We start from the raw sequence: 19,262 nt of genomic DNA, 5'->3' as shown, positions 1-19,262 counted from the left end.
GTTCACGTCCTTGCTGGAAGGGTCGGGGCCGGGGTGCGGGCGCCGAGCGCGAGGGCGTGGCGCAGGTCGATCGCGGCGTGGTAGGGACGGGCGTGGTCGGTGTTGTAGGCGAGTTCGTGCAGCAGCCGGTCCAGGTACAGCAGCCGGCGCAGGGGGTCGTCCACCGTGCGTCCGAGGAGCAGCCGCAGCACGTGCGCCCGCCAGACGTCGGCGGCGTGGAAGACCGGGCGCAGCACGGAGCGCTGCCCGGGCGGCAGGTCGCCGGCGCCGTCCAGCGCGCCCCGCATCGTCTCCATGGAGTCGACGCCGAGGCGCCGCGCGCTCTCGAAGGCCGCCTCGTCGGCGGTGAAGTACTCCAGGGCGCGCTGGACGGCGACCAGGTCCTGGACCGGCGACTGCGCGGCCCAGCCCGCCTCGTCGGGGCCGAGGGCGGGGGTGGACATGTCGATGACGTTCATCGACCAGCCTCCGTCGTCGCGCGGCCGGCACAGCAGGTGGGACAGGTGCAGGTCGCCGTGGCACGGCCCCGAGGGGAACCCCGCCGGGGCGGCGTCGAAGGCGCTTCGCAGCGCGGCGGTCTCCTGCCGCAGGGCCGTGAAGGCGGCGGTGCGCGGGGCCTCGGGCAGGTCGATGTCCGCCGGGGCCAGTGCGTCCGTGCGGGCGGTGGCCCGGGCCAGCATCTCCCGTGCCGGGTACGGCGGCACGGGACCCCGGCCGAGCCGGCCGGCCAGGTCGCGGTGGAAGCCGGCCAGGAAGCGCCCGGCGTCGCGCAGGTTGTCCGCGAGCGGGCGCAGGTGTGCCCGCACGACGTCGTCGAGGGAGCCGGGGGCCCGTCCGCCGGTCACCTTCGGCCACAGGGACCGCATGCTGTGCCGCAGCGGCAGGTCGATCCCGTCTCCGGGGGCGTACCGGTAGAACACGCCCAGCGGGCGGTGGGCGCCGTCCGCGGGGTCGACGTAGGTGTAGTCGCCCGCCCAGTCGGGGGTGCGGCCGGTCCCGTTCATCAGCCGCAGGAGTTCCGGCTCCCGGACGGTCTCGTCCAGCCGCCGGTAGGTCTTGTGGACGTAGGCCGTCCCGTCGTTCTCCACCAGGGACAGCACGTTGGAGGACCAGCCCCGCTCGAACGGCAGCCGGTGCACCGAGCGTGCGGTGAGTCCCGCGCCGCGGAAGAGCACCCGGCCGCCGCGGGCGGTGGGCAGCCGGCGTCCGGCGCAGACCGCGTCCAGCACGGCGGAGTCGAACTCGACGCTGCCGTGCGCCTCCTCGGCGCCGTGCCCCGCGGGTGCGGACCGCACCGGCACGAAGTAGCGCCGTCCCGACGCCGGCCCGCCGACGGCGGCCACGACCAGCAGGCGGGCGGTGGCGCCGAGGTCCGCGTGGTCGACGCACTCGAAGCGCTCGGCCCGCCGGCCGTCCTCGGGCATCCACGGGGCGGTGCGCAGTAAGGGGCCCAGATCGTCGTTTCTCATCATGCCAGGCTCAACTTCCGGTCATCTCGTAGCGGTTGACGCCTCGGCACCAGACGGTCAGCGCGAGGGCCAGGGCGCCGGCGGTCACCACGGGCAGCCAGCCGAGCAGGCCGGTCCCGCCGCTCAGCAGGTAGACGCAGGGCACGTAGGCGGTGAAGGCGAAGGGCAGGACCCAGGTGAGCAGGGCCTTCAGCGAGGGGTGGTAGATGTCCAGGGGGTAGGCGGAGAACTCCGACACCTGGTTGGCCGCGTACATCGCGGGCATGCTCGTCACCGTCCAGAAGGACAGGGAGGCGAAGAGCAGCTTCACCGAGGTGTGCAGCAGCGCCCCGCACAGCACCAGCACGGGCGCCAGCACCCACTGCACGGGGCTGAGCGACAGGCCGAGCTCGCTTCCCGCGTATCCCACCAGGACGGCCCCGACGACGAGTTCGCCGAGTCCGTCGGGGTGGAAGAAGCGCTCCGACAGCAGGGAGAACAGCGGGTCGACCGGCCGGACGAGGTAGCGGTAGAACTCCCCGCGCTGGACCAGTTTGCGGCCCAGTTCCCACAACTGGTCGGTGAAGAGGTGATCGAGCCCGCGCGGCAGCAGGGAGAACCCCAGCAGGAACAGCACCTCGTGGTACGACCAGCCGCCCACGGCGGGGACGTGCCGGAAGACGAGGCCGACGACCGCCGTCTGGATGCCGACCCGCACCAGGAAGGCGCCCGCGCCGAGCACGAAGTCCGTGCGGTACGCGGCCAGCCGGTGCAGGCCCACCCCGCCCAGGAACCAGGCCAGCCGCAGGTACCGGGTCAGGGTGCGCGTCATCCGCCGAGCACCTCCAGCCGTCCCAGGGCGGTGCGCCACAGCGCGGCGCACAGCAGCGTCAGCCCGGCCGTCCAGGCCGCCTGCTGGACGAGCACCCCGGCGGCGTCCGTCCAGCCGTCGTAGCGGCCGAGCAGCAGGGTCAGCGGACCGTCGACCATGCCGCGGAAGGGAAGGGCCTTCGCGAGCGCGGCCAGCGGGCCCGGCATCAGCGCGAGCGGCACGAGCTGTCCGGCGAAGAAGGCGACGACGCTCTGCTTGACCATCCGCACGCCCCAGGTGTTGGTGGTGAGGAAGCCGGTCATGCCGGTCAGCAGGTTCACGCAGAACGCCAGCAGCACCGACAGGGCGGTGGAGACGGCGAACAGCAGCAGGTCCGCCGGCCGGGGCTCGGTGAGCGGGACGAACAGCGCGAACAGGCCGAGGACCGGCAGGCCGACCAGGACGGCGTTGGCCCCCACCACGGGCAGGCAGGCGAAGAACCGCATCACCGGGTAGCTGACGGGGCGCACCAGCATGACCGCGACGTCACCCCGGTACACCTCGGCCGCGACCTCGTCGTCCACCCGGTTGGTGTGCAGCACCTGCAGGATCTGGGCCACCAGCAGGTAGGTGGTGATGTCCTCCACGGTGAAGCCGCCGGGTCCGCGGCCGGGTGTGCCCGCGTACACGGCGCGCCACAGGAAGACGGTCACCGCCGCGCCGGCGGCCGCGGTCACCGCGGTCATCGCGAACATCGAGCGGTACTGCAGCAGGGACTGCAGGCCGCTGGTGGCGAACGGCGTGTAGCGGCGCAGGCGGGCGGTCATGCGGCACCGTCGGGTGTGCGGCCGGTCCCGTCGGGTGTGCCGCCGGGAACGCGTGCGCGGCCGTAGATCCTGCGGAGCACGTCCTCCAGGCCGGGTTCGGGGGCGTACCAGTCGGCGAGGTCGAAGTGGTCCAGGAGGAAGGTGAGGACCTGCCGGGAGGTGTAGCGGCCGGCCGGGTAGTCGACGCGGATGCGGCCGCCGTCGTCCGGTGTGGCGCGCACGCCCGGCAGACCGGTCTCGATGCGGGCGCGGACGGTACCGGCCGCGGTGCCGTCCCGGTGGTCGAAGACGACCGAGCGGTGGTCGGCGGTGCGCAGCAGGTCCTTCAGGGTCCCCTGGTGGACGACCCGGCCGTGGTCGACGACCAGGGCGCTGTCGCAGATCGCGGCGATGTCGGCGATGTCGTGGCTGGTGAGCACCACGGTGGTGCCCAGCTCCCGGTGGGCGCGGTTGACCAGGTGGCGCACCGCGTCCTTGAGCACCATGTCGAGGCCGATGGTGGGCTCGTCCCAGAACAGGACGGCGGGGTCGTGCAGCAGACTCGCCGCGATCTCGGCGCGCATGCGCTGGCCGAGGCTCAGCTGCCGTACGGGGGTCGAACCCAGCGCGTCGATGTCGAGGAGTTCCCGGAACAGGTCCAGGTTGCGCCGGTAGACCGGCTCGGGGATGTCGTAGACGCGGCGCAGGATGCGGAAGGAGTCCGGCACCGACAGGTCCCACCACAGCTGGCTGCGCTGGCCGAAGACGACGCCGATGGTGCGGGCGTTGCGCTGCCGGTTCCGGTACGGCTCCAGGCCGGCGACCGTGCAGCGGCCGGAGGTGGGGGTCATGATGCCGGTCAGCATCTTGATCGTGGTCGACTTGCCGGCCCCGTTGGCGCCGATGTAGGCCGTCTTGGTGCCGGCCGGTATCTCGAAGGAGACGTCGTCGACCGCGCGCACCACGCGGTGGCGGCGGGTGAGGAGGGTGGAGAGGCTGCCGAGCAGGCCGGGTTTGCGTTCGGCCAGCCGGAACTCCTTGACGAGGCGCTCCGCCACGATCACGCGATCACCCGTTCGAGGGCCTTCTCCAACAGTCGCAGACCCTCCTCGAGCAGGGCCTCGTCGAGTGTGAACGGCGGGGCCAGGCGCAGGATGTGGCCTCCGAGGGAGGTGCGCAGTCCCAGGTCCAGGGCCGTGGTGTAGACGGCCCGGGCCGTCTCCGGCGCGGGGGTGCGGGCGGCGGGATCGGCGACGAACTCCAGGCCCCACAGCAGTCCGAGGCCGCGCACCTGGCCCAGCCGGTCGAAGCGGGACTCCAGGAGGCGCAGCCGGTCCTCCATGATCTCGCCGAGGACGCGTACGCGGTCGATCAGCCGGTCGCGCTCGACGACCTCGAGCGTGGCGCGGGCGGCGGCGATGCCCAGCGGGTTGCTCGCGTACGTCGAGGCGTACGCCCCCGAGGTGGCCGCTTCCGGCCTGCGCAGCAGCTCCGCACGGCCGGCGAGCACGGCGAAGGGGAACCCGCTCGCGGTGCCCTTGGACAGCATCGCCAGGTCCGGTTCGACGCCGAAGAGGTCACTGGCGAGGAAGGCCCCCGTGCGTCCGCCGCCGGTGAGCACCTCGTCCGCGACGAGCAGGACGCCGCCCTCCCGGCAGGCGTCCGCGATGCGTTCCCAGTAACCCGGCGGCGGCACGATGACCCCCGCCGCGCCGAGGACGGGTTCGAAGACCAGCGCGGAGACGTTGGGCTTCTCGGCGATGTGCCGGCGCACCAGCGTCGCGCAGCGCACGTCGCACGACGGGTACTCCAGCCCCAGGGGGCAGCGGTAGCAGTAAGGGCTGTAGCCCAGCACGCTGTTGCCGCTGAACGCCTGGTGGCCGATGTCCCAGTGCACGAGCATCCGGGCGCCCATGGTCTTGCCGTGGAAGCCGTGCCGCAGGGCGCCGATCCGGTTGCGTCCCGGCGGCGCGGTCGCCTGGACGACCCGCAGTGCGGCCTCGACCACCTCCGCGCCGGTGGAGAAGAACGCGTAGGTGTCGAGCCGCTCGGGCAGCAGCCTGGCGAGCAGGTCCAGCAGGCCGGCGCGGTCCGGAGTGGCGCTGTCGTGGACGTTCCACAGACGGCGGGCCTGGGCGGTGAGCGCCTCGACCACCTCCGGGTGCCCGTGGCCCAGGGACTGGGTGAGGGTGCCGGCGGCGAAGTCGAGGTACTGGTTGCCGTCGAGGTCGGTCAGCACGGGACCGTGCCCCTCGGCGAACACCCGGCGTCCGTGGACGGCTTCCTCGGAAGCGCCCGGCGCCAGATGCCGGGCCTCCCGTGCCAGGTGCTGGGTCTGCCGTAAACCTGTCATCGCTGTCCCTGCTCGTCGGACCGGCTGTACGCGATCACCGGCGAACTGCGGTGTGACACACCACGGTTGGCGGTTCGGCTTGAGTCAAACACTTGAACACAGATGACTGCAAGACTTTGCGGATCGTTTCAGAAAGTTGTTGCGAGGGGGCGCGGCAGTCTGCTTGAGTCGATGTGCCCACGGCGACGCCACGCCTCTCATGCGAGGAGAGACCTGTGAGAAAACGCCCCCAGACCGGTCCGCCCCCGCGGAGGCCGAGGTGAAGGCCCTGGTCCTGGCAGGTGGAACCGGCAGCAGACTGAGGCCGTTCACGCACACCGGCGCCAAGCAGCTGCTCCCCATCGCCAACAGACCCGTGCTGTTCCACGCGCTGGACTCCCTCGCCGCGGCGGGCATCCGGGAAGTCGGCGTCGTCGTGGGGGCACACGGCCGAGAGATCCGCGAACTGACCGGTGACGGAACGGAGTTCGGGTTACGCATCACCTACCTGCAACAGTCCCGCCCGCTCGGCCTCGCGCACGCGGTGCGCATCGCCCGCGACTTCCTCGGTGACGACGACTTCCTGCTGTACCTGGGCGACAACTACCTCCCGCAGGGGGTCGCCGACTTCGTGCGTCTCGCCGCCGCCGATGCCGCGGCGGCCCGGCTGCTGCTGACCCCCGTCGCGGACCCCTCCGCGTTCGGAGTCGCGGAGGTCGACACCGAAGGGAACGTGCTGCGCCTGGAGGAGAAGCCCGACACTCCGCGCAGCGCGCTCGCCCTCATCGGCGTGTACGCCTTCAGCCCGGCCGTGCACGAGGCGGTGCGCGCCATCGCCCCCTCGGCACGCGGCGAACTGGAGATCACCCACGCCGTGCAGTGGATGGTCGACCAAGGGCTGCGCGTGCGCGCCGAGACCACCACCCGGCCCTGGCGCGACACCGGCAGCGCGGAGGACATGCTGGAGGTCAACCGCCATGTGCTCGACGGGATCGAGGGCAGCGTCGAGGGCAAGGTCGACGCGCACAGCACGCTGATCGGCCGGGTCCGGGTGGCCGAGGGTGCGGTGGTGCGCGGGTCACGCGTCGTCGGCCCGGTGGTCATCGGCGCGGGCGCCGTCGTCAGCAACTCCAGCGTCGGCCCGTACACCTCCATCGGGGAGGACTGCCGGGTCGAGGACAGTGCCGTCGAGTACTCCGTCCTGCTGCGCGGCGCGCAGGTCGAGGGGGCGTCCCGCATCGAGGCGTCCCTCATCGGCCGCGGCGCCGTCGTGGGCCCGGCCCCCCGTCTTCCGCGAGCTCACCGTCTGGTGATCGGCGACCACAGCAAGGTGTACCTCACCCCATGAACGCAGCGATCCTCGTCACCGGCGGGGCGGGTTTCATCGGCTCCGCCTACGTCCGCCACCTCCTGTCGCCCCGAGGACCCGGGGGCACGGCGGTGACCGTCCTCGACAAACTCACCTACGCCGGCAGCCTCGCACGCCTCCACGCGGTGCGCGACCACCCCGACCTCGCCTTCGTCCAGGGCGACGTGTGCGACGCGTCCCTGGTGGACGCGCTGGCCCGACGCCACGACCAGATCGTGCACTTCGCCGCCGAGTCGCACGTCGACCGTTCCATCGCCGACGGCGGCGCCTTCACCCGCACCAATGTGCTGGGCACCCAGGTGCTGGTCGACGCCGCGCTCCGCCACGGCGTGCGCACCTTCGTGCACGTCTCCACCGACGAGGTGTACGGCTCCCTCCCCCAGGGGGCCGCCGAGGAGAGCGATCCCCTGCGGCCCACCTCGCCGTACGCGGCGTCGAAGGCGGCCTCGGACCTGATCGCCCTGGCCCACCACCGCACGCACGGACTGGACGTCCGGGTGACCCGCTGCTCGAACAACTTCGGACCCCACCAGCACCCGGAGAAGCTCATCCCGCGCTTCCTGGCCCGCATCCTGTCCGGCGGTACCGTCCCGCTCTACGGCGACGGACGGTACGAGCGCGACTGGCTGTACGTCGACGACCACGTCCGGGCCGTCGAACTCGTCCGCGTGTCGGGCCGGCCGGGGGAGGTCTACAACATCGGGGGCGGCACCTCGCTGTCCAACCTGGAGCTCACGCACCGGCTGCTCGCCCTGTGCGGCGCGAGCCCGGAGCGGATCGAACACGTCGAGGACCGCAAGGGGCACGACCGGCGCTACGCGGTCGACCACAGCAAGATCACCGCCGAACTCGGATACCGGCCCCGCACCGACTTCGCGGCGGCCCTGGCCGAGACCGCCCAGTGGTACGAGCGCCACGCGGACTGGTGGCGTCCGCTGCTCGCGTCCGCGTGACGCCGGGCCGGACCGGGACCACCGGACCTCGGCCGCCCCGGCGTGCCGCGTCCGGGTGGTGGTCGGCGGGTCAGCGCTGGTCCGGCGGCCGCTGTCCGCCCCGCGGACCGGCGGCGGTGGATTCCCGGGCCACGGGGTCCCGGCCCCGGCGTGCGCCGGGGCCGAGCGGCGGCCGGCCGTGCCGGTCCGCCGCGCTCGACCGGCGCCCCGGCGTGCCGCGTCCGGGCGGTGGTCGGCGGGTCAGCGCTGGTCCGGCGGGCGCTGCCCGCCCCGCGGACCGGCGGCGGTGGACCCCCGGACCACCAGTTCCGGCATGAGGACGAACTCGGTGCGCGGCGGCGGCGTTCCGGACATCTCCTCCAGCAGCGCGTCCACGGCGATCTGCCCCATCGCCTTGACGGGCTGTCTGATCGTGGTCAGCGGAGGGTCGGTGAAGGCGATGAGCGGCGAGTCGTCGAAGCCGACGACCGAGAGGTCGCCGGGAACCGCAAGGCCCCTCTGGCGCGCGGCCCGGACGGCGCCGAGGGCCATCATGTCGCTGGCGCACACGACGGCCGTGCACCCTCTGTCGATCAGTGCGGACGCCGCTGCCTGGCCGCCTTCCAGGGAGAACAGCGAGTGCTGGATCAGTTCCCCGGCCTCCTGCGCAGGCAGACCCAGGTATTCGTGCAGACCGACGCGGAAGCCCTCGATCTTGCGCTGGACCGGCACGAAGCGCTCCGGCCCGAGCGCGAGCCCGATGCGCTCGTGTCCCAGCTCGGCCAGATGCGCCACGGCCAGACGCATGGCGGCCCGGTCGTCCGGGGAGACGAAGGGCGCCTCGATCCGGGGGGAGAACCCGTTGACGAGCACGAAGGGCACTCGCTGCCGGCGCAGCCGGTCGTAGCGTCCGGTGTCGGCGGTGGTGTCGGCGTGCAGCCCGGAGACGAAGACGATGCCGGCCACCCCGCGGCCCACGAGCATCTCGGTGAGTTCGTCCTCGGTCGAACCCCCCGGCGTCTGCGTGGCCAGGACGGGCGTGTACCCCCGGCGCGTGAGCGCCTGCCCCATCACTTCGGCCAGCGCGGGGAAGACGGGATTGTCCAGCTCCGGTGTGATCAGGCCGACCAGCTCGGCACGGCGCTGCCGTGACGGGTACTCGTACCCCAGCGTGTCGAGTGCGGCGAGCACGGAGTCGCGGGTGTCCGTGGCCACACCGCGCGCGCCGTTGAGCACGCGGCTGACCGTGGCCTTGCTGACGCCCGCCTGGGCTGCGATGTCGGCGAGCCGCATGGTCATGGCAGGGCACTTTACCCGCCGGCCGCCGCTGTGCCCACTGCGTGGGGAAGACGACGGGACTGCGCGGTACGCCCGTCCGTCGCCCGCACAATGGCTGAAACTGCTTGCAGCAAATTGCCGCAACGTCTTTCGGCGTCCTTTCGTCCCTGTTACGTTCCTGGCAACCCCGGCGCCGCGCAGGAGCGGTTGGCGTGAGGCCCTGACGCCTCCGCCCAATTCCGGGAAGAAACAGGGGAGTTCACAATGCGGCGTGGCATTGCGGCCACCGCGCTGGTCGCGGCTCTGGCCATGACGGCTTCGGCATGTGGCGGGGACGACGACGGCCGGAACGGTGCCGGCGGGGGCGGCGGGGAGCTGTCGGGAACCGTCACCTTCTGGGACACCTCCAACGAGGCGGAGAAGGCGACGTACCAGGCCCTCGCGGAACGTTTCGAGAAGGAACACCCGAAGGTCGACGTCAAGTACGTCAACGTGCCGTTCGGCGAGGCGAACGCCAAGTTCAAGAACGCGGCGGGCGGCAACTCCGGCGCCCCGGACGTGATGCGCACGGAGGTGGCCTGGGTCGCGGACTTCGCCGGCATCGGCTACCTCGCCCCGCTCGACGGCACGGCCGCCCTCGACGACGCGTCGGACTACCTCCCGCAGGCCGCGGCCAGCACGAAGTACGAGGGGAAGACCTACGCGGTCCCGCAGGTGATCGACACCCTGGCGCTCTTCTACAACAAGGAATTACTGAAGAAGGCCGGCGTCCAGGCACCCGCCTCCGTCGCCGAGCTGAAGACGGCCGCCGCCAGGATCAAGGAGAAGACCGGCGCGACCGGCCTCTACCTGAGAGGCGACGACCCGTACTGGTTCCTGCCCTACCTCTACGGCGAGGGCGGCGACCTGGTCGACGAGAAGAACAAGACCGTCACCATCGACGACGAGCCCGGTGTGAAGGCGTACCGGGTCCTCAAGGACCTCCTGGACAGCAAGGCGGCCATCACGGACGCGTCCGACGGCTGGAACAACATGCAGAACGCCTTCAAGTCGGGCAAGGCCGCCATGATGCTCAACGGCCCGTGGGCCATCGAGGACGTCAGGGCGGGAGCCCGGTTCAAGGATCCCGCCAACCTCGGAGTGGCCCCCGTCCCGGCCGGCAGCGCCGGCCAGGGATCGCCCCAGGGCGGGTGGAACCTGTCGGTGTACGCCGGCTCGAAGAACCTCGACGCCTCCTACGCCTTCGTGAAGTACATGAGCTCCGCCGAGGTGCAGCAGGAGACCACCGAGAAGCTGAGCCTGCTCCCCACCCGCACCTCCGTCTACGAGGTGCCGGCCGTCGCGGACAACGAGATGGTGAAGTTCTTCAAGCCGGCGGTCGACAAGGCCGTGGAGCGGCCGTGGATCGCCCAGGGCAACGCCCTCTTCGAGCCCATCCGGCTGCAGATGGCCAACGTGCTGGCCGGCAAGACCAGCCCGGACAAGGCGGCGTCGAGCACCGGCGACGCCTACCGCAAGCTGCTCAAGGACTACAAGTAGGCCACGGGAAGGCGGACCGACGACCCATGGCTGTCGAGACCGGCCGGCCGGTGACGAAGGCCGCGGGCACCCAGGGTGCCCGCGGCCGGGCCCACCGCACCGGCCGCAAGAACCCCAGGACCCCGGGGCGGCTGCGCAGGGCCCTGGCCACCCACTGGTACGCCTGGAGCATGGTCGCCCCCGTGGTGGCCGTGATCGGCGTGATCATCGGATACCCCCTCGCGCGCGGCGTCTGGCTGTCCTTCACCGACGCCAACGAGGCCAACGTCGAGCGCACCATCGGCGTCAACCACATCCCCGCGACGTACGAGCACGTCGGACTCGCCAACTACCGGGCGATCCTCAGCGACGGGGTCTTCTGGGACCGGCTCGGCTGGACCGTGGTGTGGACGGTCAGCTGTGTGGCGCTCTCCTTCGCCCTCGGGCTGGCCCTGGCCGTCATGCTCAACCGCACCTTCAAGGGCCGCACCCTGTACCGCACGGCCCTGGTCCTGCCCTGGGCGGTACCGGCGTTCGTCTCCGTGTTCACCTGGCGCCTGCTGTTCAACGAGCGCAGCGGCCTGTTCAACGAACTGCTCACCGGCGCCGGGTTCGACCGGATCTCCTGGCTGAACGACCCCACCTGGGCGAAGATCTCCGTCATCGCGGTGAACGTCTGGGTGGGCGTGCCGTTCATGCTCATCGCCCTCCTCGGCGGCCTGCAGTCCATCCCCGGAGACCTCTACGAGGCCGCGGAGATGGACGGGGCCGGTCCCTGGCAGCGCTTCCGCCACATCACCCTGCCCGGACTGCGGTCCGTCTCGAGCACGGTCGTCCTGCTCAGCACCATCTGGACCTTCAACATGTTCCCGGTGATCTTCCTGCTGACCCGGGGCGGCCCGGGCGACGCCACCGAGATCCTGGTGACGTACGCCTACCGCCTGTCCTTCGTCATCAGCCCGCGGGACTACTCCACGTCCGCCGCCTGGGGCGTGCTGATCCTGCTCCTGCTGGCACTCGTCACCGCGGCCTACCGCCGCGCACTGCGCAAGCAGGGAGACACCTGGTGACCGACACGATCACGCGCACCCCCGTACGCACCGAGCAGCCGGCCTCCGCGCGCAAGCGCGGCGAGCGCGGCCCGCTGGCCTCGCTCGGACTGCACCTGACCCTGCTGGCCGCCTCCGTCGTCGCGGTCTTCCCCCCGCTGTGGCTGCTGGCCACCTCCTTCAAACCGAAGACCGACGCGTTCGACACCTCGCTCGTCAAGGACTTCACGTTCGGCAACTACAGCCATGTCGTACGCGACACCGACTTCCTGTCCTGGCTGCAGAACTCGCTGGTGGTCGTCGGACTGACCACGCTGATCGGCGTCTTCATCTCCGCCACCACCGGCTACGCGGTGAGCCGTTTCCGCTTCCCCGGCATGCGCCCCCTGATGTGGATGCTCCTGCTCACCCAGATGTTCCCGGTCGCGGTGCTCATCGTGCCGCTGTACAACCTGCTCGCCGGCCTCGGGCTGCTCAACCAGCCGATCGGACTGGTCGTCACCTATCTCACCGTCGCCGTGCCGTTCTGCGCCTGGATGATGAAGGGCTACTTCGACGGCATCCCGGTCGAGATCGACGAAGCCGGCCGGGTCGACGGACTCAGCCCGTTCGGCACGTTCTGGCGGCTGGTGCTGCCCCTGGCCAAGCCGGGGCTCGCCGTCACCGCCTTCTACACCTTCATCACCGGCTGGGGCGAAGTGGCCTACGCGTCCGCCTTCATGACCGGCGAGGAGAACCTCACGCTCGCCGGGGGCCTCCAGACGTTCGTCAACCAGTACACGAGCGACTGGGGCGCGCTGACCGCGGCCGCCGTGATCATCGCGGTCCCCGCCGCGGTCGTCTTCGGACTCGTCCAGCGGCATCTCGTCTCCGGCCTGACCGCAGGCGCCACCAAGTCCTGACCGTCCCCAACGCAGGCAGGAGAACCATGACCCAGTACCTTGCCGAACCCGGCACCCGTACCCGACCCTCCGGTCCCGGCGAGTGTCCGGGCTGGTGGCGGGAGGCCGTGATCTACCAGGTCTATCCCCGCAGCTTCGCCGACAGCGACGGCGACGGGGTGGGCGACCTCCAGGGCATCCGCTCCCGGCTGCCGTACCTGAGGGACCTCGGCGTCGACGCCGTCTGGCTCAGCCCCTTCTACGTCTCGCCCCAGGCCGACGGCGGCTACGACGTCGCCGACTACCGGGCCGTCGACCCCGTGTTCGGCACGCTGCTCGACGCGGACGAACTGATCCGCGACGCGCACGCCCTGGGGCTGCGCGTGATCGTGGACGTGGTCCCCAACCACTGTTCGGACCAGCACGACTGGTTCCAGCGCGCCTTGCGCGAGGGCCCCGGCTCCCCGCTGCGCGAACGCTTCCACTTCCGGCCGGGACGCGGGACCGCCGGTGAGGCTCCGCCCAACGACTGGGAGTCCATCTTCGGCGGCCCCGCCTGGACGCGCACGAAGAACCCGGACGGCACACCGGGGGAGTGGTACCTCCACCTCTTCGCTCCCGAGCAGCCCGACTTCAACTGGGACAACCCGGCCGTGCGGGACGAGTTCCGCTCCGTCCTGCGCTACTGGCTCGACATGGGCGTCGACGGCTTCCGCGTCGACGTCGCCCACGGCCTGGTCAAGGCCGCGGGGCTGCCCGACATGGGGCGCACCGGACAGCTGCAGCTGCTGGGCACCCAGTCCCTGCCCTTCTTCGACCAGGACGGCGTGCACGAGATCTACCGGTCCTGGCGCAGGATCCTGGACGAGTACCCGGGAGAGCGCATCGGCGTCGCCGAGGCGTGGACACCGAGCGCCGAGCGCACGGCCAACTACCTGCGGGCGGACGAGCTGCACCAGGCGTTCAACTTCCACTACCTGGGGGCCGGCTGGGACGCCGGCGCCCTGCGCCGGGCCATCGACGACTGCCTCGACGCCATGCGCCCGGTGGGCGCGCCCAGCACCTGGGTGCTGTCCAACCACGACGTCGTCCGGCACACCACCCGCCTCGCCGTGGACGGTCCCGAGCAGGGGGCGCGCCGGGCCCGCGCGGCGACGCTGCTGATGCTGGCCCTGCCCGGGTCCGCCTACCTCTACCAGGGCGAGGAACTCGGCCTGCCGGAGGTGACCGACCTGCCGGACGAGGTGCGGCAGGACCCCTCGTTCTTCCGGGACAACGGGCAGGACGGGCTGCGGGACGGCTGCCGGGTACCGATCCCGTGGTCGGGGACCGAGGCGCCGTACGGCTTCGGCCCCGTCGCGGGCGGACCGAGCTGGCTGCCGCAGCCGGAGAGCTGGAGGCACCTGTCGGTCGAGGCGCAGTCCGGTGACCCCGGCTCGACGCTGGAGCTCTACCGCAGTGCCCTGGCACTGCGCCGGGAGCACCCCGCCCTGGGCGCCGGCGACGGAGTCGAGTGGCTGGAGGCCCCCGAGGGCGTCCTCGCCTTCCGCCGCACCGCGCGGGGCCCGGGCGACCAGGCCCGGGACGGCGACCTGGTCTGCACCGTCAACCTGACCGGTGCGCCGGTGCGGTGGACCCCGCAGGGGCGGCCGCTGCTCAGCAGCTGCGAGCCGGTGACCGAGGGCGACGCGGCCGGGCTCCCCGCGGACAGCACCGTCTGGTGGGCGGTGTGACCCTCTCCCTGACGCGGGGTGCCGAGCACGGCACCCCGCGGCTCACCGACATCGCCGCGCAGGCCGGGGTGAGCGAAGCCACGGCGAGCCGCGTGCTCAACGGGAAACCCGGCGTCGCCCCCGCCACCCGGCGGCGGGTGGTGGCCGCGCTCGACGTACTCGGCTACGAGCGGCCCGTACGGCTGCGCCAGCGCAGCGCCGGCCTGATCGGGCTGGTGATCCCGGAGCTCACGAACCCGATCTTCCCGGCTTTCGCCCAGGTCATCGAGCAGGTGCTGGCCGGGCACGGATACACGCCCGTGCTGTGCACGCAGATGCCCGGCGGGTCCACCGAGGACGAACTGGTGGAGCAGATGGAGGACCGGGGCGTCACGGGCATCGTCTTCCTGTCCGGGCTGCACGCGGACACGACGGCCGACCCGGTCCGGTACCACAAACTCGCCTCCCGAGGACTGCCGTTCGTCCTGGTGAACGGCTACAACGAGCGCATCACGGCGTCCTTCGTGTCGTCCGACGACCGGTCCGCGGTACGGATGGCGGTGCGGCACCTGGCCGACCTGGGGCACACGAGGGTCGGACTGGCCGTCGGCCCCACCCGTTTCGTGCCGTCGCGGCGCAAGGCCGAGGGCTTCCTCGCGGCCGTGCGCTCCTTCTGCGGGATGCGGGCGGAAGAGGCCGAAGCGCACATCGAGCGCACCCTGTTCACGGTGGAGGGAGGCCACGCGGCCGCGGCGGCGCTGCTGGACAGGGGGTGCACCGGCCTGGTCTGCGGCAGTGATCTGATGGCCCTGGGGGCGATCCGCGCGGTGCGCGAACGGGGCCTGTCGGTTCCGCACGACGTCTCGGTGATCGGGTTCGACGACTCGCCGCTGATCCCGTTCACCGACCCACCGCTCACCACCGTGCGTCAGCCGGTGCAGGCGATGGCGACCGCGGCGGTGGGGGCACTGCTGGAGGAGGTCGGCGGAACACCCGTCCAGCGGACCGAGTTCGTCTTCCAGCCGGAGCTGGTCGTGCGCGGTTCCACGGCGCGGCGCGGCGGATGAGCACACCGGCCCGGGGAGAGGCTCCGCAGCCGGCCCTGGTCGGGGCTGCGGGGCGGCATGAAGGCTGCGGAGCCCCGGCTGGAGTCCGGTCCGGCGGGCCGGGCGCGTGGGCCCGGACAACTGCCGAGGCCTCCGGACCGCCGGACCGGACGGTGATTGAACGTAACACCTCTGAAACGCTTGCGAAAGACTTTGCAGGACATCAATGTGCCTCTGTTCCAGTGATGTTGAGGTTTCCGGAGGGAGAACCAAGAGTCCCGTCGTGAAGGGTTGACCGATGATGAGGGGGCTCGTACGGTCTCGATCGCAACAACTTGCTGACGTGTTTCAGCAAGACCCCCCACAGGCCTGCCGGGCAAGGCGCGTTGCTGCGTGAAGGCCTCTCATCCGCATCAGGTGGATCAGGAGGAACTATGGCCAACAAGACCGTGGCCACTGCACTCGCCCTCGTGGCGGGAGCCGCTGTGGTCGTCACGGCACCCGGGACCGCGCAGGCGGACCCGCCCGGCGACAAGGACGTCACCGCCGTGATGTTCGAGTGGAACTTCGACTCCGTCGCCAAGGCCTGTACCGACGACCTCGGGCCGGCCGGGTACGGGTACGTGCAGGTGTCGCCGCCGAACGAGCGGGTCCAGGGGCCGCAGTGGTGGACCGCGTACCAGCCCGTCAGCTACAAGATCGGCACGAGGCTGGGCGACCGGACCGCCTTCAAGAACATGATCGACACGTGCCACGCCGCCGGCGTCAAGGTCGTCGTCGACACGGTCATCAACCACATGGCCAACAGCGCCGGCACCGGAACCGCGGGTTCCTCCTACAGCAAGTACAACTATCCCGGCCTGTACTCGTCGTCCGACCTGGACGACTGCACGAGGGACATCGACAACTACGGGGACAGCTGGAACGTCCACCACTGCGAACTGTCCGGCCTGCCCGACCTGGACACCGGCGAGGAGTACGTCCGCAAGACGATCGCCGGATACCTGAACGACCTGCTGTCCCTCGGGGCGGACGGCTTCCGCGTCGACGCGGCCAAGCACATTCCACCGGGTGACCTCGCCAACATCAAGGGCCGGCTCAGCAACCCGGGTGTCTACTGGAAGCAGGAGACCATCGGGGCGCCCGGCGAGGCCGTGCAGCCCGGCCAGTACACCGGCATCGGTGACGTCCAGGAGTTCTCCTTCGCCAAGGACCTGAAGCGCATCTTCTCCGGCGAGAAGCTGGCGTACCTGAAGAACTTCGGGGAGGCCTGGGGCTACGTCCCCAGCGGCAAGGCCGCCACCTTCGTGACCAACCACGACACCGAGCGCCACAACACGACGCTGACCTACAAGGACGGGGCCAACTACACCCTCGCCCACGTCTTCATGCTGGCCTGGCCGTACGGCTCACCGGACGTCCACTCCGGCTACGAGTTCAGCAACGACGCGGGCGGCCCCAACAACGGCCAGGTCAAAGCCTGTTACACCGACGGGTGGAAGTGCCAGCACGCCTGGCGCGAGATCGCGAGCATGGTCAAGTTCCGCAACACCGCCGGCAGCGCGGGCGTCACCAACTGGTGGGACAACGGCAACAACGCCATCGCCTTCGGCCGCGGCGACAAGGCCTACGTCGCGATCAACCACGAGTCCGGCTCGCTCAACCGCACCTTCCAGACGTCGCTGCCCGCCGGCACCTACTGCGACGTCCAGAGCGGCAAGCCCGTCACCGTGAACGGCTCCGGGCAGTTCACCGCGACCCTCGGCGGCAACACGGCGCTCGCCCTGCACACGGGGGCGACCAGCTGCTCCGACACCGGCCCCGGCCCGAACCCGGACCCCGAGGCCAAGGCCGGCGCCTCGTTCAGCGTCGACGCCACCACCGCCTGGGGCGAGAACATCTACGTCACCGGCGACAACGCCGCGCTCGGCAGCTGGAACCCCGCCGCCGCCCTCAAGCTCGACCCGGCGAGCTACCCCGTGTGGAAGCTCGACGTCGCCCTCCCGGCCGGCACCTCCTTCGCGTACAAGTACCTGCGCAAGGACGCCTCCGGCAAGGTCACCTGGGAGAGCGGCGGCAACCGCACCGCCACCGTCCCGACCAGCGGCAAGACGCTGCTGAGCGACTCCTGGCGCAGCTGAACCAGGCAAACGCTCCGTCTCGCCGCCGAAGGACCGCCCGGTCCGCCTCCCCCAAGGCGCACCGGGCGGCCCGCCTTGTCCGCGCCGGCTTTCGCCGCCGCGTACCGGGCGGCCCGTCCCGTTCGACCGGTGAGGAGAAGAAAGGCCCCATGACCGGTTTACCGTCCCGGCGCAGAACCGCCCGATTGTCGGCCGTCGCACTGATCCTGTCCGTGCTGCCGGCCCTCCCGTCCACCACCCCGTCCGCGGACGCCGCGACCCCGCGACCGCCGTCCGATCACGCGCTCGCCCGCACACCGGCACGCCCCGCCCCGTCGCGCGAGCAGTTCTACCTGGTGCTGCCCGACCGCTTCGCCAACGGGACCACCTCCAACGACGAGGGAGGCCTGACCGGCGGCCGCTCGCGGACCGGCCACGACCCGACCGACAAGCACTTCTACCAGGGCGGTGACCTGAGGGGCCTGATCGAGAAGCTCGACTACATCAAGGGCCTGGGCACCACCGCCCTCTGGATGGCCCCGGTCTTCAAGAACCGGCCCGTGCAGACCATGAGCGGCACCGAGATGGCCAGCTACCACGGCTACTCCATCACCGACTTCACCCGGGTCGACCCGCACTTCGGCACCAACGCCGAACTGGCGGAACTCGTCGACAAGGCCCACGCCAAGGGCATGAAGGTCTTCTTCGACGTCATCACCAACCACACCGCCGACACCGTCGACTACGCGGAGAAGACGTACGGCTACCGCTCCAAGGGCGCGTTCCCCTACCTGGACGCCGAGGGCCGCCCCTTCGACGACAGCTCCGGCATGCGCGAGGTCGACGAGGACGGCTTCCCGTACACGCCGCGCCCCCGCCCCGGCGAGCACGACACCAAGGTGCCGGCGTGGCTCAACGACCCCACGATGTACCACAACCGGGGAGACTCCACCTTCGCCGGCGAGAGCGCCCTGTACGGCGACTTCAAGGGCAACGACGACCTGTGGACCGAACGGCCCGAGGTCGTCGAGGGCATGCGGCGGATCTACGAGGCGTGGGTCAAGGACTTCGGCATCGACGGCTTCCGCGTCGACACGGCGAAGAACGTCAACATGGCCTTCTGGACCCAGTGGGCCACGGCGCTGGACGCCTACGCGGCCCGGCAGGGGAAGCGGGACTTCTTCATCTTCGCGGAGGCCTTCTCGGCCGACCCCGTCGTCATGGCGCCCTACCTGACCGAGGGCAGACTCGACGCCACCCTCGACTTCCCGATGCAGGCCGCGCTCCGCAACTACGCGTCGCGCGGCGGCCCCACACGCGACCTCGTGCACGTCCTGGCCCAGGACCACCGCTACACCACGGACAAGGCCAACGCCTACGGCGAGGTGACCTTCCTGGGCAGTCACGACATGGGGCGCATCGGGAGCTTCATCAGTCAGGACAACCCGGGCGCGGACGATGCCGAGCTGCTGCGCCGTGACCGGTTCGCGCACGAGCTGATGTTCCTGTCGCGCGGCAATCCGGTGATCTACGCGGGTGACGAGCAGGGCTTCACCGGATCGGCGGACGACGTGTACGCCCGGCAGACGCTGTTCGCGTCGAAGGTCCCGGAGTACCTGGACGACGACCAGATCGGCACGGAGCGTACGCATGCCTCGGACGCGTACGACCCGAGACATCCGCTGTACAAGGCGATCGCTTCCCTTTCACAGCTGACGAAGCGTCATCCGGCGTTGCGTGACGGTGTGCAGGAGGAGCGGTACGCCGACGACGGTCCGGGTGTGTACGCGTTCTCGCGCACCGACCTGAGGAAGCAGGTCGAGTACGTCGTCGCGGTGAACAACGCGGCGAAGGCCCGGACGGTCGGGGTGCCGACGTACTCGGCGGGGATGGATTTCCGCGGGGTGTACGGGTCGTCGGCGCGGGTGCGCAGCGGCGCGGACCGGAAGGTGCGCGTGGA

14 protein-coding genes and 1 pseudogene are annotated in these 19,262 nt (G+C 71.2%); 9 read left to right on the top strand and 6 right to left on the bottom strand.

The annotated features are described in order from the left end of the window. Positions 1-2: 2 nt before the first annotated feature. The 5 genes from ADK41_RS27520 to ADK41_RS27500 are packed head-to-tail and all read right to left on the bottom strand — an operon-like array spanning position 3 to position 5,418. Positions 3-1,469, bottom strand: coding sequence for a phosphotransferase (locus ADK41_RS27520; RefSeq protein WP_158717699.1), 1,467 nt, complete (start codon positions 1,467-1,469; stop codon positions 3-5). A gap of 10 nt (positions 1,470-1,479) precedes the next feature. After that, complete coding sequence (locus tag ADK41_RS27515) at positions 1,480-2,280, bottom strand: ABC transporter permease (protein ID WP_051843403.1); 801 nt, start codon at positions 2,278-2,280, stop codon at positions 1,480-1,482. Further along, the gene (locus ADK41_RS27510; RefSeq protein ID WP_030831779.1) at positions 2,277-3,086 is read right to left on the bottom strand and encodes an ABC transporter permease; all 810 of its coding nucleotides are present in this window, start codon (positions 3,084-3,086) and stop codon (positions 2,277-2,279) included. Before ADK41_RS27510 ends, ADK41_RS27515 begins: the two co-directional genes overlap by 4 nt. After that, entirely contained in the window at positions 3,083-4,129 is a 1,047-nt protein-coding gene (locus tag ADK41_RS27505) for an ABC transporter ATP-binding protein (protein ID WP_051843401.1), read from the bottom strand. Before ADK41_RS27505 ends, ADK41_RS27510 begins: the two co-directional genes overlap by 4 nt. After that, positions 4,126-5,418 carry an aspartate aminotransferase family protein gene (locus ADK41_RS27500; RefSeq protein WP_037804832.1) on the bottom strand — a complete coding sequence of 431 codons (1,293 nt, stop codon included), beginning with the start codon at positions 5,416-5,418 and terminating at the stop codon, positions 4,126-4,128. Before ADK41_RS27500 ends, ADK41_RS27505 begins: the two co-directional genes overlap by 4 nt. A 259-nt stretch (positions 5,419-5,677) precedes the next feature. On the opposite strand from ADK41_RS27500, the gene ADK41_RS27495 reads away from it, so the two are divergent. Together ADK41_RS27495 and rfbB are read left to right on the top strand one after the other, a co-directional pair. Further along, positions 5,678-6,745 carry a glucose-1-phosphate thymidylyltransferase gene (locus ADK41_RS27495; protein WP_030831774.1) on the top strand — a complete coding sequence of 356 codons (1,068 nt, stop codon included), beginning with the start codon at positions 5,678-5,680 and terminating at the stop codon, positions 6,743-6,745. After that, entirely contained in the window at positions 6,742-7,719 is a 978-nt protein-coding gene (rfbB, locus tag ADK41_RS27490; RefSeq protein ID WP_030831773.1) for a dTDP-glucose 4,6-dehydratase, read from the top strand. Before ADK41_RS27495 ends, rfbB begins: the two co-directional genes overlap by 4 nt. 240 nt (positions 7,720-7,959) lie before the next feature. Here the strand turns inward: rfbB and ADK41_RS27485 are convergent, their stop codons facing one another. Beyond that, positions 7,960-8,997 (bottom strand): LacI family DNA-binding transcriptional regulator, encoded by a 1,038-nt coding sequence (locus ADK41_RS27485; protein ID WP_030831772.1) that lies wholly within the window; start codon positions 8,995-8,997, stop codon positions 7,960-7,962. Positions 8,998-9,240: 243 nt separating this feature from the next. On the opposite strand from ADK41_RS27485, the gene ADK41_RS27480 reads away from it, so the two are divergent. The 7 genes and pseudogenes from ADK41_RS27480 to ADK41_RS27450 form a co-directional block, all read left to right on the top strand. Continuing rightward, positions 9,241-10,515 carry an extracellular solute-binding protein gene (locus tag ADK41_RS27480; protein WP_030831771.1) on the top strand — a complete coding sequence of 425 codons (1,275 nt, stop codon included), beginning with the start codon at positions 9,241-9,243 and terminating at the stop codon, positions 10,513-10,515. A 26-nt stretch (positions 10,516-10,541) separates the two neighbouring features. Continuing rightward, a complete protein-coding gene (locus tag ADK41_RS27475) occupies positions 10,542-11,564 on the top strand; it encodes a carbohydrate ABC transporter permease (protein ID WP_030831769.1) in 1,023 nt (340 codons plus the stop codon). A gap of 8 nt (positions 11,565-11,572) precedes the next feature. Next, positions 11,573-12,445: a sugar ABC transporter permease gene (locus ADK41_RS27470; protein WP_051843422.1), complete on the top strand. Its 873-nt coding sequence runs from the start codon at positions 11,573-11,575 to the stop codon at positions 12,443-12,445. 26 nt (positions 12,446-12,471) lie between these two features. Continuing rightward, a complete protein-coding gene (locus ADK41_RS27465; RefSeq protein WP_030831760.1) occupies positions 12,472-14,157 on the top strand; it encodes a glycoside hydrolase family 13 protein in 1,686 nt (561 codons plus the stop codon). Continuing rightward, a complete protein-coding gene (locus ADK41_RS27460) occupies positions 14,145-15,203 on the top strand; it encodes a LacI family DNA-binding transcriptional regulator (RefSeq protein ID WP_106979538.1) in 1,059 nt (352 codons plus the stop codon). The genes ADK41_RS27465 and ADK41_RS27460 overlap by 13 nt, the downstream gene beginning before the upstream one ends. 413 nt (positions 15,204-15,616) lie before the next feature. Further along, a pseudogene (locus ADK41_RS27455) lies at positions 15,617-17,236 on the top strand (carbohydrate-binding module family 20 domain-containing protein); the annotation flags it as partial. Positions 17,237-17,472: 236 nt separating this feature from the next. After that, positions 17,473-19,262 (top strand): alpha-amylase family glycosyl hydrolase (locus tag ADK41_RS27450; protein ID WP_245174642.1); only part of this gene is annotated, 1,790 nt, incomplete at its 3' end.

It is taken from the genome of Streptomyces caelestis, assembly GCF_001279005.1.
In the GTDB taxonomy this organism is placed as follows: domain Bacteria; phylum Actinomycetota; class Actinomycetes; order Streptomycetales; family Streptomycetaceae; genus Streptomyces; species Streptomyces heliomycini.
Note: the sequence above shows the minus strand (reverse complement) of the source record. Positions and strands in the feature narration are given on the sequence as shown.

What these genes read in the sequence shown, in the direction of transcription:
- ADK41_RS27520 (WP_158717699.1), bottom strand. Translation starts at nt 1,469, where the DNA reads ATGAGAAACGACGATCTGGGCCCCTTACTGCGCACCGCCCCGTGGATG.
- ADK41_RS27515 (WP_051843403.1), bottom strand. Translation starts at nt 2,280, where the DNA reads ATGACGCGCACCCTGACCCGGTACCTGCGGCTGGCCTGGTTCCTGGGC.
- ADK41_RS27510 (WP_030831779.1), bottom strand. Translation starts at nt 3,086, where the DNA reads ATGACCGCCCGCCTGCGCCGCTACACGCCGTTCGCCACCAGCGGCCTG.
- ADK41_RS27500 (WP_037804832.1), bottom strand. Translation starts at nt 5,418, where the DNA reads ATGACAGGTTTACGGCAGACCCAGCACCTGGCACGGGAGGCCCGGCAT.
- rfbB (WP_030831773.1), top strand. Translation starts at nt 6,742, where the DNA reads ATGAACGCAGCGATCCTCGTCACCGGCGGGGCGGGTTTCATCGGCTCC.
- ADK41_RS27485 (WP_030831772.1), bottom strand. Translation starts at nt 8,997, where the DNA reads ATGACCATGCGGCTCGCCGACATCGCAGCCCAGGCGGGCGTCAGCAAG.
- ADK41_RS27480 (WP_030831771.1), top strand. Translation starts at nt 9,241, where the DNA reads ATGCGGCGTGGCATTGCGGCCACCGCGCTGGTCGCGGCTCTGGCCATG.
- ADK41_RS27475 (WP_030831769.1), top strand. Translation starts at nt 10,542, where the DNA reads ATGGCTGTCGAGACCGGCCGGCCGGTGACGAAGGCCGCGGGCACCCAG.
- ADK41_RS27465 (WP_030831760.1), top strand. Translation starts at nt 12,472, where the DNA reads ATGACCCAGTACCTTGCCGAACCCGGCACCCGTACCCGACCCTCCGGT.